Here is a 26,929-nt window from a genome sequence, read left to right on the forward strand (position 1 = left end):
TTGCGGATGCCCAAACGCTAGACCGCGGGTCTGATGCGCCCTCTAGGTAAGCAGCCCGATTGTGGGACATCCCTGCCCGCGCCATGCATTGCCCATGCGGGGGTCAGCTGCGATTCGCCTGGTTCCGAACCTATTGGTCAGGGTCTAAATAGTTAACAGTCTTACAATTTGTGCCGGGATCTGCGCCTCCTGCTCGAGGGCTAAACTGCCGACTCCATTAAGCGGCTGCAGTCCTTTATGCGCGCCGTTTCACCCAAGGGCTGCGGGCCGTATTGTTGAGTTTGAGGAGGATGCGAATGATACTTTCTCGGTCCTCATGCGGTAACCCGCCGATCCAGTCCGACTCCCTGGCGTTGTGCCCGAGGAAGGCTTCCTCGAATCGCTGCACCCCGGCGTCGGTTAGTCGGAGAACGATGGCGCGACGGTCGGATGCGTCGGTTTTCTTTGTTACGAGGCCGCTCAGCTCGAGTGTTTTGCTGAGGCTTGATACCGCGGCTCTGCTCATGCCCGACAGTTCAGCTGCGCGCTTCGATTCTAGATCTCCGGCGACCCATAGGGTGAACAAGAGGCGGAATGATGCCCATGACCAGCCAGCCGGGCGATGGACGGAGGACTCGATGTCGTAGACGATGGCGCTGGTGACCCTATGGAGGAGGAGTATGGTCCGCATCGCCTCGAGGTCAACGGACGGGAGGCGTCTCCGAGTGGCCGACAGTGCCGCTTCTGGGAATGAGAGGAAGTCGTGATCCGAAATGTCGGATCCGCTCTCCCTTCTAAGTGCGAACGCGGCCCGGGCTGGTTCAGTGGCCTCGGTGGTGGTGGAGGCGGTCAACGACAACTCCTCGTGGCGGGACTTGGATTTGCGACATCATTGCGTCGCATGGCACATAGTTCAAGCTTTTACATTCTAGTCCAGCTTGCCCTTTCGCGTCTCCTAATGCAAGTGCGGAAGGCTTTGGATTTGAGGCTATTGCGTTGCTTGTGGACGACGTGTACCGTGATGGAGGTAACAGTAAAGGCTTTTACTAGTTTGTATCCGGTGCCGGTGTTCCTTTATGCCGGTCGGTTGGCAGCTGGTGAACGGGCAAGGAGTCAATGATGACCACTGAAGTTCAGCAAACGCCGGTCCCGGCTTGGGGGAGGGCAAACGGCTTCGTCAGTTTTGGGGACACGCAGAATGCTGTAAGCGAGGCGGGGCTCGTCGACCGGTTCAATATCCTCGATGTTTTGGGCCGCTATGCCTGGGCATATGACGAGCGCAACATCGCCGCCATTGAGGACGGCTTCACGGAGAACGTGGTGTGGGAGGGGTCCATTGCCGGAAACATCCGGATCGATCCGGTGAAGGGCCGGCGGATGGTGTCCGAGTGGCTGCAAGGATTCATGTCGGCGCAGACGGATCAACGCCGGCACAACATTCTCAACCATGTTTTCGTTTCGCAGGGGGAGTCTGCGGCTGAGGTCATCGCTTACCTGCTGCTCACATCTGCAAGTGAGGGGAAGACCGCCGTTGTTACGTCCGGCTTCTACAGGGTGCGCTTCGTGAAGTCTGAAGCGGATGCGTGGCGGATTGACTATATGTTCGGCGGTTTCGACAACCCGTTCTGAGAAACGAACGGCGGACGCCGCCGCAGTCTTTCACCCTCACTGTCGTTGGACTTCGCCTCCGAGCTTGTTGGCTGAAGTCTCCCTTCGGCGCACCCAAAATCACCTCATTGGAAGGCAACCCATGATCAATTCGGACGCTGCTGTCACTGTCGCGACCGATGCTCTGCGGATCGAGAACCTCTCGAAGACGTTCGCCGGGCAGAGAGCTCTCAGTGACGTTTCGTTTTCAGTTCCGCGAGGGAAGATTACTGCTCTCCTGGGCATGAACGGGTCAGGAAAGTCGACCCTGATCAAGGTCCTTGCGGGCGTGTATCAGCCCGATCCGCACGCTGCGCTGGCGGTTGGCGGTACGGCGCTTTCGCTGCCCATGACCCCGCATGCCGCGCACCAGGCCGGTCTTCGCTTCCTTCATCAGGACGTCGGTCTTGTGGACAGTCTTTCTATTGCGGACAACTTCGCCTTCGTGGACCGTTTCCGCGCGCCCGGCCTACTGGGTCCGATCAGTTTGCGCCGCCAGTATGAACATGTGGCCGCGACTCTGGAGAAGTTCGGCATTTCCGTGCATCCCGGTGCGCTCGTGGGGTCGCTGAACCCGACGTTGCGCACAATGGTTGGTCTGGCAAGGGCGTTCCAGGACGAGGATGAATCCGGCGTGCAGGCGTTCGCAAAGAACGTCGTCGTTCTTGACGAACCAACGGCATCGCTCCCGGCAGAGGAAGTCGACGCTATCCTGACGTCGTTGGAAGAGCTCAAGGCCAACGGCGGGACGGTGATTTACGTCAGTCACCGCACCGAGGAGGTGAAGCGGATCGCTGATCAGCTTGTGATCCTCCGTGACGGGAAGCTCGTTGCGGATGAGCCGATCGCGGAGATGAGTGTGGATGACATCGTGGCTCGGGTCGTGGGCAAGCGGCTTGAGAAGACCAAAATCCCGCGCGCAAGTGAGCGGGAGGGCGAAGTCGTTATCGCAGCTCGCGGAATCGCAGGTCCCAAGCTTCGCGGAGTGGACCTTCAGGTCCGCTCCGGCGAGATAGTCGGCCTTGCAGGTCTGGTCGGCTGCGGTCGCAGCGAGCTGATCCGGATCCTCGCCGGCGCACAGAAACCCTCTTCAGGGGAGATGGAGCTCGTCGGCGCTGCCTACGCCCCGGATTCTCCTGCGGTGGCGATTTCGGCCGGTGTTGCGTGCGTTCCACAGGAGCGGCGACGCGAGGGAGCGGTCCTTTCTATGACCGTCCAGGAAAACATCACCTTGGGCCGGCTCAATGCATTCACGAGGAACGGCTCGCTCGACGGCCGGAAGGAACGCGAAGGCGCACAAAGACTTATCACCGAGTTCGCAGTCAAGCCGCCCGAGCCCTCCCGCCTCATAGGACTCCTCTCGGGCGGGAACCAGCAGAAGGTCGTTGTAGCTCGCGCTGCTGGGTATGGCGGGCTGGTACTGCTTTTGGACGAGCCTACCCAAGGAGTGGACGCACTGGCCAAGCAGGAAATCGCCAACATCATCCGGGCACTCGCTGCCGAGGGCCGGGCGGTGGTCTTGGCATCGACTGATTTCGAGGAGTTCGTTGGTCTTTGCGACCGCGTCGTGGTCCTAGACCGCGGCCGGCTCGTGGCCGAGGCCACGGGTGAGGAGATCAGCGAGGAGCATCTTGCCTTGCTTTGCGCCCGGCACGGGGCCGCGAACGGAGCCGCAGCATGAGGCCCTTGACCGAGGACAGAGCAGCTTCAATCACCACCACTCAGAATCCCGAGTCTTTTCAGAAGGACACTATGAGCACTACAACCAGCACCGCCCCGGAGCGCCGCCCGGCCAAGCCCCAGAAGAAGACGGCACGAAGCCGGCCCGATCTTGGCACACTAGCGACCTCTTACGGGGTGATTGTCTTCCTCGTGCTGATGATTGTCGTGTTCTCGGCACTGCTGCCAGAGACGTTTCCGACGTTCGATAACGCGAAGGCGATCCTATCGGACCAGTCGATCCCTGTGATCCTTGCGTTGGCTGCAATTTTGCCGCTTGCCGCCGGGGAGTTCGACCTTTCCCTCGGGGCGATCCTGGGCTTCAGTGCGATTACCGCGATTTCGGTTTCAAACGCCGGGGCCCCATTACCGGTAGTGATCCTTGCCTGCGTTGTGGTCGGAGCGGTCGTTGGAACCGTCAACGCATTCCTGATCGTAAAAGTTGGAGTCAACGCGTTCATCGCCACTCTCGCATCCGCGACGATCCTGTCGGGCCTCAACCTCCTGGTCACCGGAAGCTCGCTCCTCGTGCTGGGCTCTGATGCCGTGGGCGCCCTGACTACAACTCGCGTTTTCGACCTGCAGGTGGTGATCGCCTATGCCATCGCACTCAGCCTCGCCCTCTACTACGTGATGGAAAAGACCCCTTTCGGCCGGTACCTCCGGGCCACCGGCATGGGGCGTGACGCGGCCCGGCTGAGCGGTGTGCGGGTCAACCGCTACCTCGCGTCGTCGTTCATTGCGGCCGGCGTCCTGGCTTCTCTGGCTGGGGCACTGCTAGCATCCCGTGGAGGTACCGCTGCGCCAACTTTGGGCCCGGACTTCCTCCTCCCGGCATACGCTGCGGCGTTCCTCGGAGCGACAACGATAAAGCCCGGCTACTTCAACGTCTGGGGGACCGTGATCGGCGTGGTCCTCCTTGCCGTCGGTAGCAACGGATTGACCCTCCTCGGAGCTGAAACATGGGTGACTAACATCTTCAACGGTGTGGCGCTCATGGTCGCAGTGTCCGCTTCGGTCCTCGTCGGAAGACGCCGCCGGAAGTCCTCGCGGTAATGGTCGAAGAAGACCTTCAACCGAACAGAATCACCTACACCTTGAAAGGCAATAATATGATCCGAACCATGCTCCGCACCGCCCCTTGGGCTGCGGTCGTGCTGGCCGGCGCCCTGGCGCTGACCGGCTGCGCAAGCTCCACCGGAGCATCGAGCGCTAGCAGCAACAATGATGTTTCCGCCGCGCAAAAGGTGCTCACCGAGGCCCAAGCCAAGATCACGAAATTCGACTTCCCGACCGAGGCAGTCACCGCCCCGAAGGGCAAGTTCGTCATCGGCATCCCGTGCGCCTATGCAGCGGAGGGCTGCAAGCGCGGTGTCGACGCTGTGGCCGAGGCTGCCAAAGTTCTAGGCTGGCGCTACCAGATGATCGATCCCGCTGGTGACCCAGACAAGATGCGAGCCGCGGTCCGCACGGCTATCCAGCTTCACGCTGACGGGATCTTTCTCGGCGCGACCCCTGCAAGCGTCGTAAAGGCGGATGTCGCATCCGCCCGTGCCGCGGGCATCAAGGTTGTAAACATGTACGAGCCAACGCCCGATGACTTCGCGGACGCCAGTTCCTTGCAGGACCATGTTCAAGCTGGCCGCTGGAATGCCGCATATGTCGCGGTCACGACCAAAGGCGACGGCAAGGTCATTGCGATCAATGATCCTGAATTCCAATCCAACATCGAATGGCACCAAGGCTTCCTGGACGGGCTGAAGGAACTCTGCCCCTCCTGCAAGGTACTGAAGGATTTCGATTTCCAGATCGCCAACTTGCAAACCCAGGTCCCGACGCAATTCCAAGCGGTCCTTCAAGCGAACCCGACGGCCAACGCGGTCTACGCACCCTACGACCCGGTCGCTCTCGCCATCACTCCCGTGATCCAGCGTTCCGCCCAGAACGGCAAGCTCAGCATCGTCTCGCACAACGGTGATCCCGCGGCTCTCCAGGCGATCAAAGCAGGCGACCAACCATTCAAGGCAACCGTCGCCTACAACATCGAATGGCAGTCCTACGCCGCCGTCGATCAGATGATCCGAATCTTCAACGGAACCCTCCCGGCAAACCTCAAGACAGTCAACGTGCCGGAGAAACTCATCAGCGCTGAGAACGTGACGACCGTCCCTTGGGATGGCGACATGGACTGGAAGAGCACCTACCTCAAGCTTTGGAACGCCAACAGCTGACGTTTACATTGGCCCGGGCGGGGCCCTTCCAAAAGGCCCCCGCCCGAAGTCTAAAAAACTAACCTACGGGCCGCCGGCGTCGGCGACCCACCCGAACTAAGGAGGGACTCTCATGGGACGTCTCAATGGCAAAGTCGCACTCATCACCGGAGCCGCAGGGGGGCAGGGGGCTGTGGAGGCGGAATTCTTCGCGCGCGAAGGCGCGAAGGTCGTCGTCGCCGACCTAAAGCAAGACGAGGTCAATGCCGTCGTAGAGCGAATCGAGCAGGCCGGGGGCGAAGCCCTCGGACTCGAGCTCAATGTCGCGGAAGAGGCAGCATGGGAGGCTGGCATGGACAGCATCCGCCAGCGTTTCGGGGGACTGGATGTGCTAGTTAACAACGCCGGGATTCTCTCCCTGCCTGGGATTTCAAAGATCGAGCTTGCCGAGTGGGACCAAGTCATAAGTGTCAACCAGACGGGTGTCTTACTCGGCCTCAAGTTCGGCACCGCCATCATGCGCGAGGGTGGCAGAGGCGGATCTATTATCAATCTCTCGTCGACATACGCTCACCTGGGAAGCGGTGGAGCTGTTGCATATCAGGCATCAAAGGCTGCCGTGTTCATCATGACCAAGACGGCGGCAGTTGAGTTCGCCGCGGATGGGATCCGTGTGAACTCGGTGGCCCCGGGGATCATCGAGACCCCGATGACCCGCGAAGTGCTTGCCGCTGCGGGCCCGTCGCACCCGGACATCACGCGCACGCCGCTCCAGCGCGCCGGGCAGCCGCATGAAGTGGCAAACGCCGTCCTCTTCCTCGCATCCGATGAAGCGTCCTACATCACGGGAGAAGAGCTCATGGTGGACGGCGGACGCACCATCGCCTGATCGCACGCGTCGAAATGCGGGACTGAAACTAAAGCAACATTTCAGAAGGTAGTTCGATGGCCACAGGTGTACGCAAAATCTTCACGCACCGGTGGCTCAGGAGGCGGCGTGGATAGATCTGTAGCCGTTGCCCAAGTGCCCACTTCCTGGTCCGTTGCCGATCGGCGCATGTTCCAGCAGGAGTGCGCCATACCCTGTAGTCGATGACCCGGAACGGCTCGAAGTCGTCGCAGGTCTCATAACCCAGGACACCGCATTTGCTGGCCAGCTCGACGAGGGGGACGCGAGCAGTCAGTTCGGTAGGCAGGCCGTGGTGGAGTAGTTCGGCGAGGTGATTAAGTCTCGCGGAATTGACCAGGGCAGGCACCTACTCGTCACGCTTTTATCGAGCGTCTGACAACCGAAGGGGCAACGGCCGTGGCCTAACCGACATCTACGGCATCCAATGGGAGACGAGAGTTGTAGCAACAGGGAGGTACGTCTTCATGATGGTGAGGCGCGACAGCCGTTGGTTGATCGACGACACGCTCCTCGACCTAGACCGCCCCTTCTGACTGTTCGTCCGCGGAAGTACGCAAATGCCTTTCCTCGGTGCGAAGGTGGTTTGTGCTGTCGTTGTGGCAGCTGGATCCTGCTCACCTGATGTCTGGCTCTTGGGGGACCAAGCTGGGGTGTCAGAGATGGGGCCTGGATGGCTTTTAGTCCGTGCCCTCCGGGTGTCTTCGAAGTGTCGGACGACCCACCGTTTGGCGGTCGGCCAGGACACAGAGAAACGCTTCGACGCCCCGGCAATCGCCCAGTGCTGATCGGGGTCCGCGTTTAGCGTGGGACATGAGAAGGCCTCCCTAGGTGTGCAAGTGCGCAGCGGTTTTTTAGGCAGCTCCCCTTCACACCGGGAGGCCTTTTCGCCCCGGAAGTCTCGCACCGTGTGCGTAGTTCGGGGTCTTCCCTGCCCATACAATTGATGCCCTGTCGTCGCAGCCGAAATCAAAACAGTCTCCTGGGTCGATTCTCGAGGGTGGTGTGTGTACGAACTAAAGATTCTGACAATGTCAACATTCTCCGAGTCAACCAACCACTGATTTTCCAGGCCTTCGAGCATCGGGATAACTCGCCTTTCGAGGATCTCGTAATCAGCGTCCGAGCGCATCTGCCAGAGTGCCGAATCACATCATGGAAGTGACCACCCTCGCAGAGAGTTCTTCGTCGATCACTTCGCCTCCGGTTATGACTTGCTCCTTCACGCTTTCGAGAAAGGCGATTTGGCTAAGCGAGGTCAATTGAGCGTCCCGCGCCGTTTAACTTCCGGCAATTCAAGACGTTCTGGGTCAACCCGGTCAAGAACCCTGACTTTGCCTGGGCCTGGGTGAGCGGTTTCTTCCTCACCTTGGCTTGGATGACCTTGCTGACCTATCAGTCTTTCCTACTAATCAACCGCTTCGACTTCACAAACGACACAGTAGCCCCAGCCGTAGCTATAGCCTAAGTAATACTCGTGGCAGGTATCCTTGTTGGTTCCGCGGGCGGCGGTTACGTGTCAGACCGAACTGGCCGCCGGAAGATCTTCGTTGCCCTGGCCACACTCATCGTCGCTATCGGATTCCCAATCATTGCCTTTGCTCCGGACCTCGGGACTTTCCACGTCGGCGTAGCCGTCGTTGGTCTTGGGATCGGCATCCACATGTCAGTGGACCTGGCCCTCGTGACTGACGTTCTCCCCAACGACGCGGACTCTGGCAAGGATCTTGGCGTGTTCAATATCGCCAATGAGCTCCCACAATCTGTCGCTCCAGCCTTTGCGGCCCTTCTCTTCGCCGTGTCAGCTGGTGAGAACTTCACGGCGCTGTATATCTGGGCGGCGGGGTTCGCTGTCTTTGGCGCAATTGCCGTCAAATTCGTTCGTGGTTCTCGATAACCAACTGAGACCGACCCAATACCACCCCGAAGGAAACCATGGTCTTTACGATTGCCTTTCTCACCCGACCAACGCCGGGAATGGCCCTCGAGCAGTTCTATACTCACTACATCAAGATCCACCGCCCGCTGGCGGAGCAGCTCCCAGGTCTGCTGTCCTATCGCCAAACTCGCATACTCAAGGACGGGTATCGCGGCGATGACGCAATCGATTACGCGGCTTTTTCCGAGTACACGTTTCCGGATGAAGCGACGGCCATGGCGGCATGGCAGTCGCCCGAGGCTGCAATTCTTGATGAGGACGCAGTCCTCTTCATGGACTGGCCTTCTGTACGCACAATTCCTTTGGCTGAGCTCGGCACCTTCCAAAGTGACAAGATCTTGGGGCTGGAGGATGCGGAATGAGAGGCGTCAAAGATGACCTCCCCAAAGCGGAGCGCGCCACGAACCATGCTTGTCTTGACGTTGGAGTATCTGTGGTGAGCGGGTGGAAGACCTCCTGTGACGGATGACACTCGCCGAGAAGGCCAGCCTGATCTTCCACCAGATGGTGGAGATCGGCCGCCGGCGGCATGCTTGCCGGACCGCGGGACAGTCGGGACCGGAAGACAGCGTCCGGCATGCTGTCGAACAGAACCCGAATGCATCAGCGCCGCCCGCGGTTCACTCACGCCAAAGTCTTCGTCGGGTTCCCCAATAGCCTCGTGCCTTGAAGTGTCTGCAGAACCCGAAGAGATTCCCGATCTGTCAAACAGTTTCGGTTGTTCCCGGGCTAGCAGCCGAATTCTGTACCGTTGGCTTCGTACCCACACAAGACTTGCGCGTCAGTCGTTGCCGGAGTACCCGTCCGAAGGGATGACGTTTCGCCGCAGCGGCGGCTCGCTCCGGCAATGCTGAGGCCGAACATGCCGTCCTTCGTGGATGTGAGCCCGTTGCAGGTTGCGCAGTTGGCCGGATCCCAGTCCGCGGAAGGACGCGATCGCTGTGAATGCCTTATGCCGGGGCTTTGGTTGACGGCTTTCATGCGTGCCGATTCGTATCAAGCCGAGCCGGTTGAAGAATATTGTCTGGTGTCCTTGGGGGCGGAACATGCAGCAGAGTCTTTGGCCCACGGCCGGGCGTGGATATTCCGGTCCGGAAAGGACGTCCCTGACGTCGTCTGGTGTGACTTCGCGGAGCGAGGCCCGTCCCGAGGCGGCCCAGGAACCCAGCGAGGGGAGGGGCCAGCGCAGGTACAGATGGGTGGCTTGCTTCGATCGGGGTTTGCCACTGGGAGGGATGCGGATGCCCATGATCGGAGTCGCGCACCAGCGGCTCAGCTCGTCTCTCATTTGTTCCGGCAGCTCGGCGACGGGCGATGGCTAATTCTGCCACGCGGCTCCAATAAGACGACCTCCAACATCACCGGCCCACTCCGCCCTAGATTCGTGCACCGTAGTGGACCAAATGCCGGTCTGTCACCAGACCGTTGTCCGCCTCCATGTACATGAGCATCGGGGACATCGCGACTTTCATCCCTCTAGGTCATTCCCCTCAGCCGTAGAGGTTCAGGCTTACTCGTCCTCTACCACATGGCCAATCCTCCGGTTACCGGTAAGCTAGCACCGGTGATGTTCCGAGCTCGCCCGGACGCGAGGAAAGCTACGGCTTCGCCGATGTCCTCCGCTGTCTGGCCACGACGCAATGGAATCTTCCCTTCCTGCATGGTCCACTGCTCGGGCGGGAATGCCTCCCACATGGGAGTCTTCACAACACCCGGGCAGACGGCGTTCACGTTGATTCCGTAGGGTCCGAGCTCAAGCGCAAGGGTCTGGGTAATCCCCACGACCGAGAACTTGGAGGCGTTGTAGGGGGCAAATTCCACGATCGCCTGCTTCCCGCAAAAGGACGCGACGTTCACGATCTTGCCGGACTTCTGAGTCCGGAAGTATTTGCCTGCCGTCTGGCAGGCAAAGAACAAGGCCTTGCTGTTGATGTCATTGATGAAGTCCCAGTCCCTCTCGGTGACTTCATCGAAGGGCTTTTGCATTGACACGCCAGCGTTGTTGACCAGAATGTCCAGTTGGCCGAAGTGGTTGATGGTCCTTTTCTGTACCTGTCCTGCCGTGGCAAGCTGAGCCACATTCTGCTGAAGGGCCAGAGCAGCCCCGCCGCCTGTCTCAATTTCGTTGGCCGTGGATTTGGCCCTGTCCTCATCGAGGTCCGTGACCACGACCTTTGCGCCATGCGATGCAAGCGTAAGTGCGATGCCACGCCCGATTCCTTGCCCTGCACCGGTAACAATTGCTACCTGGTCCTGAAGGTCATTCATGTTTTGTCCTGACTTCCTTGTCTGGAATAGATAAATACTGGTCTGGTTGCTCTAGCGAGGCTATGCTCGGCCCTACCTGATAGTCAAGGCTTTTACGAACCTCCGAACATGCCGACGGACGGACACCGTGTATTCATGCACGATTTCGTCCTTGACGAGGAGACAGCCTGGAGCAAGGTCGTCGCCTAAGTGGAGTCGATCTTCTTCAGGGCTCCCAGCATGGCGGTTTCCTCTTGGCGCAGTCGAACGGAGGCCTCCTTTTCCAATCCTGCGTGAATCGGAAGACCTGGGTGGAACTGGACATTCGGGTTCTGCGGGAGGTGGGCGAGCACGCCTCGATTGCGTTCGCCGGCGATGAGTGCGGCCATCATCTTCTGGCGAAGACCCCGAAAATGTCCAAGGCGACAACGGACCATTGATGCAACCGTCCTTGAGGAGTTTCTCGACCCGGTTCTTTTCGGCGGTTCTTGTCCGAGAGATTGATCCAGTACCGGGTCAGATCCCGCGGCCGGCGGATCTGGGCGGGCAGAACGGAACCGAACCGGAGCATCTGCGTTCGGCGACCTTTCATATCAAGACCGAATCGAGCTCGGTCTTGTGCAGGTCCACCAGCTGGTTCGATAGCTACGCCAGTGAACGGCTCGTCGTCGAATGTGCCGACACCTCCTGCTAGGGTTTCTTCGGGGTCCCCGCGCGGAGACCCGGACAGAACATACGAGTTCAACCTTGCCAATGTCGATCGCGGCGACCTTGGCAATGATCTGTTCTTCATTCTGGGTGTCAGCCAGCATGATTCCGTTCGTCTCCGCGCAGCATGCACCATCGATCATCGACGTGGCCGCCCGTGGGACCACCGGCAAAACGGAACCTTATCCGCGTTCTCGGAAAGAAACACTGAAGGACCCTCGGCGTGACCCCCTAGCGCTCGGACAGATGACGGCTTCAACGAGCAACGGCGGGAACCGGTTCGGCGGGCGACTAGGCACCATTTTCGGCCCGGAACGGGCATCTCGCAAGGACACTTTGGCTAGATCGATATCCCACCATCAACAACATATGACTGGCCTGTGATCCAACTCGCCTCCGGGCTCTGTAAGAACGCTGCCACGGCTGCAATGTCTTCAGGCTGACCAGTACGTCCAAGTGGATACCTTGCTGGTTGCGCTGCAATCGCGGTGCCCATCGGCGCGCTAGTGAACTCTTCACGTTTACGGTACATCTCCGTAACCAGGGGCGTCAGAACCATTCCTGGGCACACTGTGTTGACCCGGATGCCACGGCCCGCGAAATCTAAGGCCATCTGGCGGGCCAAGGAGACTACTCCTCCCTTGCTTGCCGCATACGCCGCCTGGTTTGGGAATGCCTTTAGCGCCGCATTGCTGGCGGTAAAGAGGATCGCCCCGTGGTCGGCCTCGAGCATGGGCCGCAGCGCCGCCCGTGCCGTGTAGAAAACTCCTGTCAGGTTGACGGCAAGAGTCCTATCCCAAGTTTCCATTTCAACGTCAGTCGCGGAGCCCGTCCCGTGAAGGCCTGCATTGGCGTACACGCCATCGAGTTGTCCGTATTTATTGATGGTGGTCTCCACCATATTCTGGGCCGAGTCCCAGTCGGACACGTCCACTTGTAGGGCCGAGGCCTCACCGCCAGCAGAATGAATTTTCTCAACAGTCGTTTGCGCGGCGACTAGATCCAGATCCGCACAAACGACTTTTGCTCCTTCACTAGCAAATCGTTCGGCAGCCCCGCGCCCCAAACCGGAGCCGGCACCGGTGATGATCTGAACTGTATTAATAAGCCGTTTCATAGCCACGTATGTTTCGCTTTCGCTTATTGAAGCCAGGCCCAAAGAGTTGGCTTGTGGGAGGGATGGTTCCTGTTGATAGTTCTCGGCTTGATGTACGAGCGACTGACAACGCAGGCGCGGGAACTCACTAAACGAGGGACGCGAAGTAATTCCAACTAGAACCGCTCTGAGGAAATACCCGCTGCCTTATTCGGCCCGATCCCCACGCTTCACTGGTTGGACGCATACTCCTTGCGAAGCGCTTTTAGGTCTAACGTACGGTCCGCCTTGGTGCTCTAGGTGTGCTTAACGGTGGGAAATTAGTAGCGGGCGCAGCACCCTGTGACGATTCTTCGGCCGCACGCACATTGTATGCGCGGCTGTCCCGGCGACCACCGTACTAGCGATTAGATAGCATGTCAACTGATAATAGACATTTCAATATCAAATAAAGGGGCGCTCCTCCATCGAAGCGGTCTCTGGTCTGGCCGGACCGAGATTGGGTCCAATCTTAGACCGAGCGCCGCCTGGGGTAGCGAGGTGCTCGTAGCGGTCTTCGCGTGCGAGGTGGCCTCGACATCTGTCTCATCGTCCCGCCTACATGCCGACTCGTGCGGGATACCCTGCCGGCAACGCTAGGCCTAAGCGTGGGAGGGGCCTCCCGCCCGCCCATGGCGCCGTGTTCTAGAGGCATGAAGTGCGCCGTAATTCCTGTCCGTCTTGCGCTGCCATTGTCGTCGGGGCGGTGATGTCCTTTGTCGGCGGCAACCTGGACATGAGTGGTGGTGGCAGGTTGATTTGCTCTTTGGCCGCGACAAGCTCCCGCACCATCGGCCAGGCCGAGTGCACGGGCTAAACACTGTGACCCTCGAACCGGCCCTAGAAACCGTCTAGCTCCGGCAATCAATCCGAAGGTCCGTTCCACTCCCAAGGCGGTCCCACCACGAGTGATTACCTCAATTTTCGAGAGAGCCTGACAATGCAGGGCGAGACAAGGCTCGAACCTGCAGCTCACGACGACCCGGCCGGTGCGCGATGGGCGGCCCCGGGAGCCAAAAGCAGGGGCCGCCCATCCATGCCTGTTGACAACCAAGACTCACATATAAATTGGTATTCTCAATATCCAATCTCTCCGGAACGAACATCTGTTGACGACTTATCAAATCATGCGTATAGTCGTGACCTGCACCACAGCGACGGAGCTTGGGTCTCCTGCTCAGGTGCTTACCCGGGCAGGCGCAGCCCTGCTGGGAGGGAACCACGCGAGTAGCATCGCTGCCTAGATTTAGGCGCGGTGTGCACTGGCACCCGCGACCAATTAAGGGAGTTATCTTGACAGACACCGCTTTGCATGAAGCCAAGCAAGCCCGAAGGAGCCGTCCCGAGCGTAAGGCCTTCATGGCCTCGCTTCTCGGGAGCACGTTGGAGTACTACGACTTCTTCATTTATGGCTCCGCGGCAGCTCTTGTGTTCAATCACATCTTCTTTGATGCCACCAATCCTGCAATGGCGGCCATTGCTTCGCTAGCGACGTTCGGCGTGGCCTATCTAGCCAGACCGATCGGTGGCATCATCCTCGGCCACTTCGGCGACAAGCTGGGCCGCAAGAAGATACTGATGCTTACCGTTCTGATGATGGGGGCGGCAACCGTGGTGATCGGCCTTCTTCCCACCTACGAGCAAGTGGGGATTTGGGCACCCGCCGGACTGGTCCTTCTCCGTGTTGTGCAGGGTATCAGTGCCGGGGGTGAGTCCTCAGGTGCAATATCGATGACCCTCGAAACGGCGCCACAAACGAAGCGAGGCTTCTTTACCAGCTCCGCGGTCATGGGCTCGCAGTCGGGAATCGCGCTGGGAACTCTCGTGTTTCTCCCGATCTCTTCGCTGCCGACGGACCAGCTGCTCAGCTGGGGCTGGCGAGTTCCGTTCCTTCTCAGTGCCATTGTGGTCTTCCTGGCTTGGTGGTTCCGTCGTTCTCTGGAGGAGACCCCTGAATTCACCAAGACGGTTAAGCGTGACCAGATCGCTAAGGCGCCGGTTGTTCAAGTGGTGAAAGGATACTGGCGTCAAATCATTTGTGTTATCGTCGTTCAGCTGTGGGGTGCGATGAGCCCCATGTTCAGTGTGTTTGTCCTTGCTTACGCCACTTCGATGGCAGATCCGGTCAGTCGACCCTTCATGCTCGCTATGAGTACTGTGGTCGTCGGTTTGGCAGTGCTTACCATCCCCCTTATTGCAACCATCTCGGACCGTATTGGCCGGAAGCCTGTTCTGCTTTTCGGAGCGGTCGGAGGGATTGGCAGTATATTCCTGTTGTTCAATGCCCTTAATAGCGGGAATTTGGTCTTCATTGTTGTGGGCGCGCTGATCAACTACACGGTATTCATGGCGATCTTCAATGCAATCTGGCCCTCGTTCTTTGGCGAAATGTTCCCCACGGAAATACGATATTCCGGCCTTGCTTTGAGCATGCAGATCGGGCTGCTGATCCCCGGCTTTACACCTGCAATTCTGGGGGCACTTGTCCCCCCTGGAGGTTCAAATTGGATGCCTGCGGCAATCTTCATGAGCGTTCTCCTATTCATCGCTGGAATCGGAGTCGCATCTGCCAAGGAAACCTCGACGACGCCGACCGCGGATCTCGGGAAGCGTGGATGACCGGCCTTCGGCCTTCCCATGTAGTTGCGTTCTTCTGAGTGATTGCAATGCATCTTGCGGTGTTGTGCAACCCATGATTTTCGATGACGATCGCCGTCAGCAACCTAATGGAAGCAGGGTAATAATGAGGCTCACTCCCGATGATCGGGTGCAGATATCGGACCTGAAGGCCAAGTACTTCAGATACATTGACACTCGTAACTGGCATGGATTGCGTTCCCTTTTTGTAGACAGTGCGATTGTAGAAGGGATGCCGCGTGAGTGGGGGGTGCTGGATTCTGCGGACAAATTCCTGGAAAAAATCCAAGTCCAGTTCGAATCCGGTAGCGTGACGGTACACCACGGGCACATGGCCGAAGTTCGCGGCTTCGGGCCTGATCGAGCACGCGGTATCTGGTCGATGGAAGACTATGTCACGTGGGATCAAGGGGATCGCGTTTACCGAGGCGTGCATATCTCCGACATGTGGGGTTTCAGGGGGTACGGACACTATGAGGACGAGTTCGTCCGCATCGATGGTGACTGGAAATTTGCGTTTGTGAGGCTTACTCGTCTGCGGATCGACCCACTTGTCGGTGAACCTCCGCTGCAGGTTCCTTTCGTGGCAGTTCCTGTTTCGGATGATTGGCTCCCCATCTGAAGTAGGAGATTTGGTCTCCGCTGGGCCGCATTTCGCTCATTGGTGAGGGTAGGGTGGGTGGTTTTCAGTAGCCACCCACCCATTTTGAAGGCGAGTGCAGCAGCTTGCGCCCATACAATGATTTGAGAAGGGGTCCAGTGGTCTTCTTCGTGGTTGGTGGGGAATTGAGTTCGTGGCGGTGAAGACAAAAGGTCCCGTGGCCCTGCTGGGATGAGTGTGTCTATCACGTAAGTGTGGTGCCCACGAGGCCGGATGGGTTGCAGTCGGGAAGACGCGCAGGTCCGCCCCGGTTTTCGCGATGATGACACCGGCAACCAGCTCTGGGACGCCAGGATAGAGCAGAGCACCTCCCGTGTCTTCCGGAAGGGATTCATCAGGAGCTCAACCGAGTCGGTAAGGGCGCGCACCTGCGGGAGTAGGTATCAATCTGCTCCAGGTACAGCCTCCCAAGATGATCACGTCGCGCGTTTCTTCAAGCCATAATTTCAGGTTTATAGGGGCTCCAGCCGAAGCGTCTCACTTTGTTCTGCGCCCTGGGGCCGAAAATGCCATATTCGTGTGACTTGTCGAACTCGCTTCAATCAGCAGTCATGCCCTGGCGAGCCGCGCCTGCCTCTCGACGACACGATCGAAGACGTCGATTGTCGCCAATCGGTGTTGAAATACGATTTCCCGCATGCGCTCTGGAGACGGATTTTCGGTAAGCACGTCGAGAATTTCTAAATGGGTATGATTAGTTTCAGGTCCTAGCTCTGGCATCTGCACGAATGCCGACTCGAGGAGTACCTGTGTGCCACTCCACAATTCCTGGAGCATTCTTAGCAGCTTGTGATTTGTGCAACGGCTGCACATGACACCGTGAAATTCGCTATTTAAGTGAGCGTAAACTGATCGGTCCTTCTCATCCACCATCATCTGGTGAATCTCATGGAGACGGTCCAGATCACTCTCGGTAAGTTCCGGCACGGACAGACTTGCCACTACCGATTCCAAGTAAGCGACGGCCTCGATTTCCTCCCTGAATGAATTGCCAGCTAGACCGAGCACCGTGGCTCCGACAAACTTCTCCACACTCACCAGCTTTTCGGACTCAAGGCGCTTAATCGCCTGTCTGACAGGCACGGCGCTGACGCTGAGATCATCAGCGATTGCATCAACCACCAACCGGTGTCCGGGATTATAGAGTCCCGTAACGATTCGCCGTTTGATCTCGTTGTAAGCAACTGTGGCCTTCGCCGGCTTTGGCCCACCCATGGAAGTAGTCCACCTCTGATTCATATTGTTCGCCAACTTGCCATCCCCTGCCTATAGGATCCGACGCAGTGCGACTTATGGCTATTATCCTATATCTGACGAGGACGTCACAGATTTGGCGCGCCGAGTTGTCAGAACTATGCCGGATCCCGCCATCAACAAACGCTACGCCCTCATTCTGGTTCCCTCTCCGTGGAGGTTGACCCGACCGGCACTGCCTCGGGCTGAATCCAGCTGTCGTCGCCAGCGCGCAGGAGGAGCATCCGGTGCGCCCAGGCCTCCGTGGGCGGCCCTTGACCTGTTGGGACAGGTTCTGCCGTGTCTCGGTCACGGCCTGGTTCGCCAGTGGAAGTGATCGACGGCGACAGCGGTCCGTGGAAGCCACATCCTTAGCGCCTTCCGGAACGTCGCCGGAGGGTCGACCGCCATGACCCGCATGGCCAGACGCCATGCCAGCGGCCGGGCGAAGAGCCACTCCCCGGCGCCTTTGCCGGCCGTCCACGACCCCCAGCACCTGGCCGGTGTCCAGATCCACGATCGTGGTCATCCACGGCTCGAACCGCGTCCAGGCCTTTGATTCGGCGTCCTGGAAGTAGCGCACGGACCGGAAACGGTGTTCATCGATGCCCAGCATCCTTCGGCTCAGCCGCTCCACATCAGGAAGGGTGAGGAAGCAGGTTTCGTGCAGCGCGAACGCGGCAGCAGTCTCCGAGACGGCCCGGCCCGAACGGATGACCGCATCCACGAGCTGGTCCCGGAGCCGGCCGGTCAAGCGGGCACGCCGCGGCACCTGGGGCGTGGACTCAAAGAACGAGAACCGGTCGCACGCGGGTTCCTCGCAATACCAGCGGTACTTGGACCACAAGACCGCCACGGGTCCGGCAATAGGAATATCCCTCAGCCGCTGGAAGCGGCGTTCCTTCCGCCGTGAAGCCATCACCCCGCACGTGGGGCAGCCCGGCGGCTGGTCGGTTTCGACAACGAATTTGGATTTATGGCGCCTGTCTTGGAGAGCTGACCTCGTCATGCCAAGTCCTGTTGATGCTCGTTGGACGGCCGGTTGCAACCGCCTGTTTCGAGACCTTATTGGATTTCGGGGTCACGAAATCGCCTGATCAGGCGTATGGAATCGAATTCGTGAAAGTGGAACATCTTTCTCTCGTTCAAGTCAGTCCTTATCCAAATAATCAGACCGTCACTTGTCCTGGTCTCCACGGCCCCTACATATTTTTGTATGCCCGGACCTCCGAGGGAAACGATGTCTCCGGGACTTAGGCTGCTCCAAATCAGCAACGGATGTTTCTCCCCCGAGTCGTAGTTCATTTTCGTCGCATCGGAGCTGCCCTCATCAGAAAGAGCCATCAATTGTCCTTCCGGTTGAGCTCGTTAAGGGTGTGGTTAACTTAGCAAAATTGCAACAGTTGGGTCACCGCCGCGCACGGCAGTGACCTTAGATGATCAGGTCCAGCGCGCCTGATCATCTTCGCGGATGAACCCGAACGTTATCTTTCGTGAAAGAGCCAGCGAGAATGACCTAAATCGCGACCCGTCAAGAGACGGCCGGGTCTTCCATTGGCCCACGCATCACCGTGAGGTGCTGCAACGGCAGCACCCACTTTTCGCACAGCTCTGCCTTGACCTTGACTCGAAAGTCGGAGATCACCTGCATCATTTCTTGTGTCCTCTCGGAGTAGCGCCGCAACTGGTCCGTGAGCCGGGGTACTTGGCTAGCGAACATAGGGATCGTTGATGCCGATGTATTGGGTAGTGGTGTATTCGGCGATTCCTTCGGAGCCGCCTTCGCGGCCGAGTCCGGATTGTTTGACGCCGCCGAAGGGTGCGGCGGCGTTGGAGATGATGCCGGCGTTGAAACCGACCATGCCGAAGTCGATTTGTTCGGCGACGCGCAGGAGCCGGTTGAGGTCGCGGCTGTAGAGGTAGGAGGCGAGGCCGTATTCGCTGGCGTTGGCGAGTCGGATGGCGTCTTGCTCGGTGGTGAAGGTGGTGATGGGGGCGACGGGTCCGAAGATTTCCTGGCGGAGGATTTCGGCGTCGTTGGGCACGTTGGCCAGGACAGTGGGTTGGTAGAAGTAGCCGGGGCCGTCCACGGGTGCGCCTCCGGTAAGGGCGGTGGCGCCGGCGGTGACGGCGGCGGCCACAACGGCGTGGACGTCTTCGCGGGCTCCGGCGTCGATGAGGGGTCCGACCTGGGTGGTTGGGTCGGTGCCGCGGCCGGTGGTGAGGGCGCCCATTGCGGCGGCGAACTTCCGGGTGAATTCCTGTGCGATGGATTCGTGGACGAGGAAGCGGTTGGCTGCGGTGCAGGCTTCGCCCATATTGCGCATTTTGGCGGCGATGGCGCCTTCGACGGCTTTGTCCAGGTCGGCGTCTTCGAAGACGATGAAGGGCGCGTTTCCCCCCAGTTCCATGGAGGTGCGCAGGACGTTGTGTGCGGCGTCGGCCATGAGGCGTTTGCCGACGGCGGTGGAGCCGGTGAAGGAGACCTTGCGGAGGCGGGGATCGGCGAGCAGCGGGGCGGAGATCCCGGAGGCGCTGGAGGAGGCGACGACGTTCAGGACCCCTCGGGGCAGGCCGGCGTCGAGCATGGTCTGTGCGAAGTACTGGGCGGTCAGGGGTGTGAGTTTGGCGGGTTTGAGGACCATGGTGCATCCGGCGGCGATGGCGGGGGCGACTTTGCGGGTGGCCATGGCGAGCGGGAAGTTCCAGGGGGTGATGAGCAGGCAGGGTCCGACGGGTTTGTGCTGGACGAGGATCTTGTTCTTGCCTTCGGGGGTGGTGAGGTAGCGGCCGTAGTCGCGGACGGTTTCTTCGGAGAACCAGCGCAGGAACTCGGAGCCGTAGGTGACTTCGCCGCGGGCTTCGGCCAGGGGTTTGCCCATTTCCAGGGTCATGAGCAGGGCGAAGTCCTCGGCGCGTTCGGTGACCAGGTCGAAGGCCCGGCGCAGGATTTCGGCGCGTTCCCGTGGCGCGGTCCTGGCCCAGGAGGCCTGGGCTTTGTCGGCGGCGTCGAGTGCGGCGAGGGCGTCCTCGCTGGTCGCGGACGCGAGGGTGGCGAGGACCTGGCCGGTCGCGGGGTCGTGGACGTCGAACGTGCCGCCGTCCGATGCTTCACGCCACTGTCCGTCGATCAGCAGACCGGTCGGGACGGAAGCGAGCAGGGCAGCCTCCCGGGCGGAAGAAATTACAGGTGAAGCGGTCATGGGAAGATCTCCTCAAGGTGTGGGATAGGTTCAGGGAACAGAGGCCGGCCTTTAGTAGCTGGCGCGCTGCTGCGTGGTGGTTTCGACGGGCACGAACTTGTCGGCGAGGGCTTCGGTGCCGCGCGCCAGCAGCGCGACGTCGGCGCCGACCAGCACGAACTTCGCCCCGGCGTCCATATACGCACGCGCTGTGGCTTCGTTGAAGGCGTTGACGCCGGCCGGTTTGCCCGCGGTCTTGGCCGCGGTGAGGCAGTGTTCGACGGCGGCACGCACCTTGGGGTGTTCCTGCTCGCCGAGCAGGCCCATGGACGCCGCGAGGTCCGAGGGGCCGAGGAAGATGGCGTCGACGCCGTCGACCGCCAGGATCTCCTCGACGGCGGCGACGGCGGCCTCGGTTTCGATCTGGACCGTGACGCTGATGGTTTCGGCGGCCCGGGCGAGGTAGTCCGGGATACGGTTCCAGCGCGAGGCGCGGGCCAGGGCCGAGCCGACGCCCCGGACCCCGTGCGGCGGGTAGCGCACCGCCGCGACGGCGGCCTTGGCTTCCGCGGCGGAGTTGACCATCGGGATGAGCAGGTCCTGCACGCCCAGGTCCAGGTATTGCTTGAGGAGGACGGTGTCGTTGACCGGCGGCCGGACCACGGCCTGGACCGGGTAGCCTCGGACGGCCTGAAGCTGGGCGAGGATGGACTCAAGGCCGTTGGGGCTGTGTTCGGCGTCGATCAGGAGCCAGTCCAGCCCGGCGCCAGCGCACAGTTCGGCGATGAGCGGGCTGCCGGAGCACACCCACATCCCGGCGAGGGGCCGGTCCGCGGCGGCCAAGGCATCGCGGAACGTGCGGTCTGGTTCTACTCGAACCGGCATGTGACAACTCCCAACGGTCCGTAGTCGGCGTGGACCGTATCGCCTTTGTATACCCAGAGCGGGCGGGTGAAGGAGCCGGCGAGGATGATCTCCCCGGCCTTCAGCCCGTCACCGTGCGGGGCGATCTTGTTAACGAGCCAATGCACCCCGTTGGCCGGGTGGTCCAGGACCCCGGCAGCGACGCCGGTTTCCTCCACGGTCTGGTTCTTGTACAGGATCGCCGATACCCAGCGGAGGTCGACGGCGTCCGGACGGACCGGGCGCCCGCCCACCACCATGGCACCCATGGCCGCGTTGTCCGAGATGGTGTCCACGATGGTCCGGCCCTCCATCTCGATCCGCGAATCCAGGATCTCGAGGGCCGGAACCACGTAGTCGGTGGCGTTCAGGACGTCGAAGATGGTGCACCCCGGACCGGAGAGGTCCTTCTTGAGCACGAAGGCCAGTTCCACCTCAACCCGCGGATGGGTGTACTGGTCCCAGGCCACGGAGCATCCGGTTTCCAGGACCATGTCATCGAAGATCGCGCCATAGTCGGGTTCGGTGATGCCGGTGGCGTCCTGCATTGCCTTGGACGTCAGCCCGATCTTGCGGCCTACCAGCTTCCGGCCCGCTTCCTCGTTGCGGCGCCGCCATAACTGCTGCACCGCGTAGGAATCCTCCACCGTCATCCCGGGGTAGCGGGCAGTCAGGCGCGGAATCGGGGTCCGGCTCCGGCCGGCCTCCAATAGTTCGTCCGCAATGGTTTCTATCGTCTTCGGGTCAAGCATCTCCACACTCCGTTCGGCCATCCTGCGGTCAGCATACGTTGGGGGCTGCGGGCCTAGAGCTGCGAGCCGACCTTGAAACCCATCTTTTCGCCGGCGGGGCCGCCGTCGGGCTGGCGGGTGTAGGAGAAGCCGTCGGCTCCGACGGTGACCGCCATTTCGCTCTTTTCCTCGCGGATGATGACCGGCTGGGGGTTGCCGTCCAGGTCCAAGACGAGGGAGGCTTCGGTGTACCAGGAGGGGACCACGGGGTTGCCCCACCAGTCGCGGCGCTGGTTGTCGTGGACGTCCCAGGTGACGGTGGGGTTGTCCGGGTCCCCCGTGTAGTAGTCCTGGGTGTAGATCTCTATGCGGTGCCCGTCCGGGTCCAGGATGTAGAGGTAGAAGGCGTTGGAGACGCCGTGCCGGCCGGGGCCGCGTTCGATCCGGTCGCTGATGCGCAGGGCGCCCATCTTGTCGCAGATCTGGATGATGTTGTGCTTCTCGTGGGTGGAGAAGGCGATGTGGTGCAGGCGCGGCCCGTTGCCGCCGGTCAGGGCGGTGTCGTGCACGGTCTGCTTGCGGTGCATCCACGCGGCGTACGTGACGCCGTCGGAATCCTTGATGTCTTCCGAGACGCGGAAGCCGAGGTCCTCGAGGTAGGCCCGGCCCCGGGGGACGTCGGGGGTGACCTGGTTGAAGTGGTCCAGGCGGACCAGCTCACCGGCGGAGTAGAGGTCGTAGCGCTGGGTGAGGCGTTCGACGTGCTCCACGTCGTAGAAGAACTCGTACGGGAACCCGAGCGGGTCCTCGACGCGGACGGAGTCTCCGACGCCCTTGGTGAAGCCGTCCTTGCGGCGCTCCACCCGGCAGCCGAGCTCGCGGTAGTAGGCCTCGGCGGCGTCGACTTCGGCCGGGGACTTCACCCGGTACGCGAACGCGGCGGCGGCGGCCACCGGTCCCTTGCGCAGGACCAGGTTGTGGTGGATGAACTCCTCGAAGGAGCGTAGGTAGATGGTGTTCTCGTCTTCCTCGGTCACGTGCAGGCCGAGCAGGTCCACGTAGAACTCACGGGACTTCGCGAGGTCCGTGACGACGAGTTCGAGGTAAGCGCAGCGGACGATATCCGGTGCCGGGACGGTGGGGGTCGGGACGAAGTTGGTCATGGGGTGTCTCTCTTCTTTGAAAGGGGTGTGGAAGGGGTTAGCTGTCGCCGGAGGAGGCGGCGTCTTCGACGCTGCCGAACTTGGGCGAGTGGGCCTCGTTGAGGGTGATCTGCACCGACTGCTGAGTGGTGTAGAAATCGATGGAGCGGTAGCCGCCTTCGCGTCCGAGCCCCGAGGCCTTCACACCGCCGAACGGGGTGCGCAGGTCCCGGACGTTGTTTGAGTTCAGCCACACCATGCCCGACTCGATGGCGTGTGCGAAGTTGTGCGCACGCTTGAGGTTCGTGGTCCAAACGTAGGCAGCGAGGCCGTACTTGGTGTTGTTCGCGAGTTCTAGCGCCTCTTCGTCGGTGTCGAAAGGGGTGATCGCGACGACGGGTCCGAAGATCTCCTCCTGGAAGATCCGCGCGTCGGGCGCGACATCGGCGAACACCGTCGGTGCGACGTAGTTGCCCGTCGGAAAACCCTCGGCACGACCACCGCCGGCGAGGAGGCGACCCTCAGTCTTGCCAATCTCGATGTAGCTCATGACCTTTTCGAAGTGGTTTGGGTGCACGAGCGAGCCGACCTCGGTTGCGGGATCGCTCGGGAGGCCCACCACGATGTTCTTCGCCCGTTCGGCGAAACGAGCCACGAAGTCGTCGTAGATGTCGCGTTGCACGAGCACCCGGCTGCCGGCGGTGCAACGCTCGCCGTTGAGGCTGAACACCCCGAAGACTGTGGCGTCGAGGGCGGCCTCGACGTCGGCGTCGGCGAAGACGACGGCCGGGCTCTTGCCGCCGAGTTCGAGCGAGAGGCCCTTGAACTGGGGAGCGGCCGCTGTCGAAATAGTGGCACCGGTCGAGCTGTCACCGGTGAAGGAGACAAGCGGCACGTCGGGGTGCTTCACGAGGTAGTCGCCCGCGACACCGCCGGACCCGAAGATCAGGTTGAACACGCCGTCGGGCAGGCCAGCCTCTCGGAAGATCTCAGGCCAGAGTGCCGCGGACAGCGGGGTGTAGCTCGCCGGCTTCATGACGACGGTGTTGCCGGTCGCGATTGCCGGGGCGAGCTTCCACGACTCCTGCATGAACGGGACGTTCCACGGGGTGATCAGGGCCGCGACGCCGATCGGCTTGCGGTTCACGTAGTTGAGCTGGCGACCCGGGACCTTGAACGCGGTGTCCTCCTGCGCGACGATGAGGTCTGCGAAGAAGCGGAAGTTCTCGGCGGCACGACGGGCCTGGCCCTTGGCCTGGGTGATCGGGAGGCCGGAGTCGTAGCTCTCGAGGTAGGCGAGTTCATCGTCGCGCGATTCGACGATGTCGGCAATCTTGTGCAGCACGCGCGAACGTTCGCGCGGCAGCATCTTCGACCACGGACCTTCTTTGAACGCGCGCTTGGCGGCGGCGACGGCCAGGTCGACGTCCTCGTGCTGGGCCGCCGCGGCGGTGGCGTAGTTGCCGTTGGATACCGGGTCAAGGACGTCGAAGGTCTTTCCGCTGACCGAGTCAACGAATTGGCCGTTGATGAAGTGCTGGATGTGCGTGGGCAGGTCCTGCGGGACATAATGCGTGCTTTGTGTTTCTACGGAGGTCGTCATCGTTGAAGTCCTAACTAGTAATCAGTGCTTTGGTTGTGCGAGGTACGCGTCGAGGGTGGCGCTGCGGTGGCGGCGGGCGGCTTGTTCGATGGTGTCGGCGTCGGCGTTGCTTTCGATGAGTTGAAGCAGTGCCTCGTGCTCTTTGACGGATTCCTGCGCGCGGCCGGGGACGAAGCGGAACGTCGAGGCCCTGATCGAGGCGAGCCGGTTCCAGCCCCGGTGCACGAGGTCCAGGATGTGCGGATTGGGACAGTGTTCAAAGAGCACGCTGTGGAAATCCTGGTTCAAGGCCGTGAAGCGGACCGGATCGAAATGCTCCAGGCAGTCCCGCATCTCGGCATTGACCGCACGGGCCCGGGCAATAGCCACGGAATCGATCAGGGGTGCGGACAACGCGGTCGCCGCTCCCTCGATGATGCTCAGTGTCTGCATCGTGTACAGGTACTCGGTGGGGTCGATCCCGGAGACCGTGGCGCCGACGTTGCGCTCGAACTTCACGAGCCCTTCGGCCTCCAGGCGGCGGATCGCCTCCCGGACCGGAACCACGCTCACGCCCAGGTCCTCGGCGATTTTAGCCAGCACCAGCCGGTACCCCGGCGTGTACGTGCCCTCCACGATGCGCGCCTTGACGGCCGCATAGGCCTGCTCGGACTTGCTCCCGACGGCGGTTTCAGTCACCTTGGGTTCCTTCCCATTCCTGGTAACGGGCACGCCACTGGGCGTTCATCGGGTACAAACCGTCCACGCTGTTGCCCTGCTTGACCATCTCGAAGATGTAGGCCTCTTCCTTCTCCTGCTCGATGCACTCATCCACCAGCTCCCCGGCGATGGCCGGCGGGATCACCAGGATGCCGTCCGAGTCGGCCACGATGATGTCCCCGGGCTGGACCGTGGCCCCGCCGCAGGCGATGGTGATGTCCGTGTCCCACGGGATGTGCCGGCGGCCCAGCACGGCGGGGTGCGGGTTGGCGAAGTAGGTGGGCATGTCCAGTCCGGCGACCGCGGAGTAGTCGCGGACGCCGCCGTCGGTGATGATGGCTGCTGCGCCGCGCATCTGGGCGCGCAGCGCGAGGATGTCCCCGACGGTCCCGGTGCCCTTTTCGCCGCGGGCTTCCATAACAAGGATCTCGCCCTCGTTGACGGAATCGATCGCGCGCTTCTGCGCGTTGAAACCGCCGCCGCGGGTCGTGAACAGGTCCTCGCGGTTGGGAACATAACGCAGCGTCCGGGCGAGTCCGACGACCCGGCGGTCAGGGCGGGTGGCCTGCAGCCCGTCGATGCTCACGTTGTTCAGCCCGCGCTTGCGCAACTGGCTGGACAGGGTGGCCGTGGCGACGGACTCGAGTTTCTTCTTCAGCTCGGGGCTCAGGACGGGTGCCGGATTTTCCAGCGGCGGCAGCCCGGCCGCTTCACGGGAACCGTACGCTTCCTCCCGCTGGGTGTCATCGGACTTGGGCCGGGCGCCGAAGTCCGCGAACGGCGTCGTACCTTCCGTGACGGTGGTGGCCAGGCGGCCGCTGCTGAGCCCGCCGGCGGTGACTTCGACCTCGACGACGTCGCCGGGCTGGGCGACGGAGGCGCCGGCCGGGGTGCCGGTCAGGATGATGTCGCCGGTTTCGAGGGTGAGGAGCTGAGACAGATCGGCAACGAGGCGCGCGAAGGGAAACAAAAGGTCTTCGGTGGTGTCATCCTGGACAAGTTCACCGTTATGCCAGGTGCGGATCCGCAGCTGGGACGGGTCGACGTCGGAGGCCGGGATGAGCGCGGGGCCCACCAGGGTGAAGCCGTCCCCGCCCTTGGACCGGAGGTTGGAGCCCTTGTCCGCGTAGCGGAGATCGTAGACGCCGAGGTCGTTGCTGGCCGTGACCCACCCGACGTGGTCCCAGGCGTCCTCGATGCTGACCCGACGCGCGGGCTTGCCGATGACCAGCGCGATCTCACCCTCGTAGCCGAGGAGTTCACAGCCGGCCGGACGTTCCACCGTTGAGCCACTGAGGGCGAGTGAGGACGATGGCTTCAGGAAGTACGAGGGCTGCTCCGGCGTACGGCCGCGCTGGGCCGCCCGGCTGGGGTAGTTGATATGCACCGCGATGACCTTGCGGGCCGCGGCCAGGATGTGGTCGGTGACCTGTTCCAAGATTTACTCCTCATCGAGTACGAAATCGTATATGATAACTATGACCCGGGAGTTTCGGAACGTCAACCCCTGACTTTCGGGCAGATCGTGAGGGCTTGTAGCCCACGTCACGCCTGCCGTACAGTTTTGAATCAGAATTGGTTCGATTATCGAATGGGTAGTTCTAATATCGAACACCTGAGGTGGCCAGAACCACCGCACAATGAAGT

Annotated in this window: 23 protein-coding genes; 9 read left to right on the plus strand and 14 right to left on the minus strand. The window is 61.0% G+C overall.

Annotation, left to right across the window (positions count from 1 at the left end; translation table 11 throughout):
* Positions 1-235: 235 nt before the first annotated feature.
* Positions 236-832: a MarR family winged helix-turn-helix transcriptional regulator gene (locus ACSKT0_RS08975; protein ID WP_437773408.1), complete on the minus strand. Its 597-nt coding sequence runs from the start codon at positions 830-832 to the stop codon at positions 236-238.
* 266 nt (positions 833-1,098) lie between these two features.
* On the opposite strand from ACSKT0_RS08975, the gene ACSKT0_RS08980 reads away from it, so the two are divergent.
* From ACSKT0_RS08980 to ACSKT0_RS09010, 7 genes are all read left to right on the plus strand, one after another.
* Complete coding sequence (locus ACSKT0_RS08980; protein ID WP_437773409.1) at positions 1,099-1,608, plus strand: nuclear transport factor 2 family protein; 510 nt, start codon at positions 1,099-1,101, stop codon at positions 1,606-1,608.
* A gap of 121 nt (positions 1,609-1,729) precedes the next feature.
* Complete coding sequence (locus ACSKT0_RS08985) at positions 1,730-3,307, plus strand: sugar ABC transporter ATP-binding protein (protein ID WP_437773410.1); 1,578 nt, start codon at positions 1,730-1,732, stop codon at positions 3,305-3,307.
* Between the two features lie 71 nt (positions 3,308-3,378).
* Positions 3,379-4,401, plus strand: coding sequence for an ABC transporter permease (locus tag ACSKT0_RS08990; RefSeq protein WP_437773411.1), 1,023 nt, complete (start codon positions 3,379-3,381; stop codon positions 4,399-4,401).
* A gap of 56 nt (positions 4,402-4,457) precedes the next feature.
* Entirely contained in the window at positions 4,458-5,576 is a 1,119-nt protein-coding gene (locus ACSKT0_RS08995) for a sugar ABC transporter substrate-binding protein (RefSeq protein ID WP_437773412.1), read from the plus strand.
* Between the two features lie 112 nt (positions 5,577-5,688).
* Entirely contained in the window at positions 5,689-6,444 is a 756-nt protein-coding gene (locus ACSKT0_RS09000; RefSeq protein ID WP_437773413.1) for an SDR family NAD(P)-dependent oxidoreductase, read from the plus strand.
* A gap of 1,495 nt (positions 6,445-7,939) precedes the next feature.
* Positions 7,940-8,359: an MFS transporter gene (locus ACSKT0_RS09005; RefSeq protein WP_437773414.1), complete on the plus strand. Its 420-nt coding sequence runs from the start codon at positions 7,940-7,942 to the stop codon at positions 8,357-8,359.
* Between the two features lie 38 nt (positions 8,360-8,397).
* Positions 8,398-8,763: an EthD family reductase gene (locus ACSKT0_RS09010; RefSeq protein WP_437773415.1), complete on the plus strand. Its 366-nt coding sequence runs from the start codon at positions 8,398-8,400 to the stop codon at positions 8,761-8,763.
* Positions 8,764-9,922: 1,159 nt separating this feature from the next.
* Here ACSKT0_RS09010 and ACSKT0_RS09015 read toward each other — a convergent pair.
* The 3 genes from ACSKT0_RS09015 to ACSKT0_RS09025 form a co-directional block, all read right to left on the minus strand.
* Positions 9,923-10,669 (minus strand): SDR family NAD(P)-dependent oxidoreductase, encoded by a 747-nt coding sequence (locus ACSKT0_RS09015; RefSeq protein ID WP_437773416.1) that lies wholly within the window; start codon positions 10,667-10,669, stop codon positions 9,923-9,925.
* A 185-nt stretch (positions 10,670-10,854) separates the two neighbouring features.
* Positions 10,855-11,037 (minus strand): hypothetical protein, encoded by a 183-nt coding sequence (locus ACSKT0_RS09020; RefSeq protein WP_437773417.1) that lies wholly within the window; start codon positions 11,035-11,037, stop codon positions 10,855-10,857.
* A 659-nt stretch (positions 11,038-11,696) separates the two neighbouring features.
* The gene (locus tag ACSKT0_RS09025; RefSeq protein WP_437773418.1) at positions 11,697-12,473 is read right to left on the minus strand and encodes an SDR family NAD(P)-dependent oxidoreductase; all 777 of its coding nucleotides are present in this window, start codon (positions 12,471-12,473) and stop codon (positions 11,697-11,699) included.
* 1,311 nt (positions 12,474-13,784) lie between these two features.
* Between ACSKT0_RS09025 and ACSKT0_RS09030 the strand changes: the two genes are divergently transcribed.
* Together ACSKT0_RS09030 and ACSKT0_RS09035 are read left to right on the plus strand one after the other, a co-directional pair.
* The gene (locus ACSKT0_RS09030; RefSeq protein WP_437773419.1) at positions 13,785-15,110 is read left to right on the plus strand and encodes an MFS transporter; all 1,326 of its coding nucleotides are present in this window, start codon (positions 13,785-13,787) and stop codon (positions 15,108-15,110) included.
* Between the two features lie 124 nt (positions 15,111-15,234).
* Complete coding sequence (locus tag ACSKT0_RS09035; protein WP_437773420.1) at positions 15,235-15,750, plus strand: nuclear transport factor 2 family protein; 516 nt, start codon at positions 15,235-15,237, stop codon at positions 15,748-15,750.
* A gap of 588 nt (positions 15,751-16,338) precedes the next feature.
* Here ACSKT0_RS09035 and ACSKT0_RS09040 read toward each other — a convergent pair.
* From ACSKT0_RS09040 to ACSKT0_RS09085, 10 genes are all read right to left on the minus strand, one after another.
* A complete protein-coding gene (locus ACSKT0_RS09040; protein ID WP_437773421.1) occupies positions 16,339-17,004 on the minus strand; it encodes a GntR family transcriptional regulator in 666 nt (221 codons plus the stop codon).
* The gene (locus ACSKT0_RS09045; protein WP_437773422.1) at positions 16,928-18,031 is read right to left on the minus strand and encodes a transposase family protein; all 1,104 of its coding nucleotides are present in this window, start codon (positions 18,029-18,031) and stop codon (positions 16,928-16,930) included. The genes ACSKT0_RS09040 and ACSKT0_RS09045 overlap by 77 nt, the downstream gene beginning before the upstream one ends.
* A 522-nt stretch (positions 18,032-18,553) precedes the next feature.
* On the minus strand, positions 18,554-18,676 hold the full coding sequence (locus tag ACSKT0_RS09050) for a hypothetical protein (RefSeq protein ID WP_437773423.1): 123 nt from the start codon (positions 18,674-18,676) through the stop codon (positions 18,554-18,556).
* 55 nt (positions 18,677-18,731) lie between these two features.
* The gene (locus tag ACSKT0_RS09055) at positions 18,732-20,225 is read right to left on the minus strand and encodes an NAD-dependent succinate-semialdehyde dehydrogenase (RefSeq protein WP_437773424.1); all 1,494 of its coding nucleotides are present in this window, start codon (positions 20,223-20,225) and stop codon (positions 18,732-18,734) included.
* A gap of 51 nt (positions 20,226-20,276) precedes the next feature.
* On the minus strand, positions 20,277-21,089 hold the full coding sequence (locus tag ACSKT0_RS09060) for an HpcH/HpaI aldolase family protein (RefSeq protein WP_437773425.1): 813 nt from the start codon (positions 21,087-21,089) through the stop codon (positions 20,277-20,279).
* Positions 21,074-21,859 (minus strand): 2-oxo-hept-4-ene-1,7-dioate hydratase, encoded by a 786-nt coding sequence (hpaH, locus tag ACSKT0_RS09065; RefSeq protein WP_437773426.1) that lies wholly within the window; start codon positions 21,857-21,859, stop codon positions 21,074-21,076. Before hpaH ends, ACSKT0_RS09060 begins: the two co-directional genes overlap by 16 nt.
* Before the next feature lie 53 nt (positions 21,860-21,912).
* Entirely contained in the window at positions 21,913-23,001 is a 1,089-nt protein-coding gene (hpaD, locus tag ACSKT0_RS09070; RefSeq protein ID WP_437773427.1) for a 3,4-dihydroxyphenylacetate 2,3-dioxygenase, read from the minus strand.
* Positions 23,002-23,038: 37 nt separating this feature from the next.
* On the minus strand, positions 23,039-24,583 hold the full coding sequence (gene hpaE, locus ACSKT0_RS09075; RefSeq protein ID WP_437773428.1) for a 5-carboxymethyl-2-hydroxymuconate semialdehyde dehydrogenase: 1,545 nt from the start codon (positions 24,581-24,583) through the stop codon (positions 23,039-23,041).
* A 21-nt stretch (positions 24,584-24,604) separates the two neighbouring features.
* Positions 24,605-25,261, minus strand: coding sequence for a GntR family transcriptional regulator (locus ACSKT0_RS09080; RefSeq protein ID WP_437773429.1), 657 nt, complete (start codon positions 25,259-25,261; stop codon positions 24,605-24,607).
* Positions 25,254-26,720 carry a fumarylacetoacetate hydrolase family protein gene (locus ACSKT0_RS09085; protein WP_437773430.1) on the minus strand — a complete coding sequence of 489 codons (1,467 nt, stop codon included), beginning with the start codon at positions 26,718-26,720 and terminating at the stop codon, positions 25,254-25,256. Before ACSKT0_RS09085 ends, ACSKT0_RS09080 begins: the two co-directional genes overlap by 8 nt.
* Positions 26,721-26,929: the final 209 nt, after the last annotated feature.

This window comes from Arthrobacter sp. KNU40 (genome assembly GCF_051515115.1).
Classification (GTDB): Bacteria; Actinomycetota; Actinomycetes; order Actinomycetales; family Micrococcaceae; genus Arthrobacter.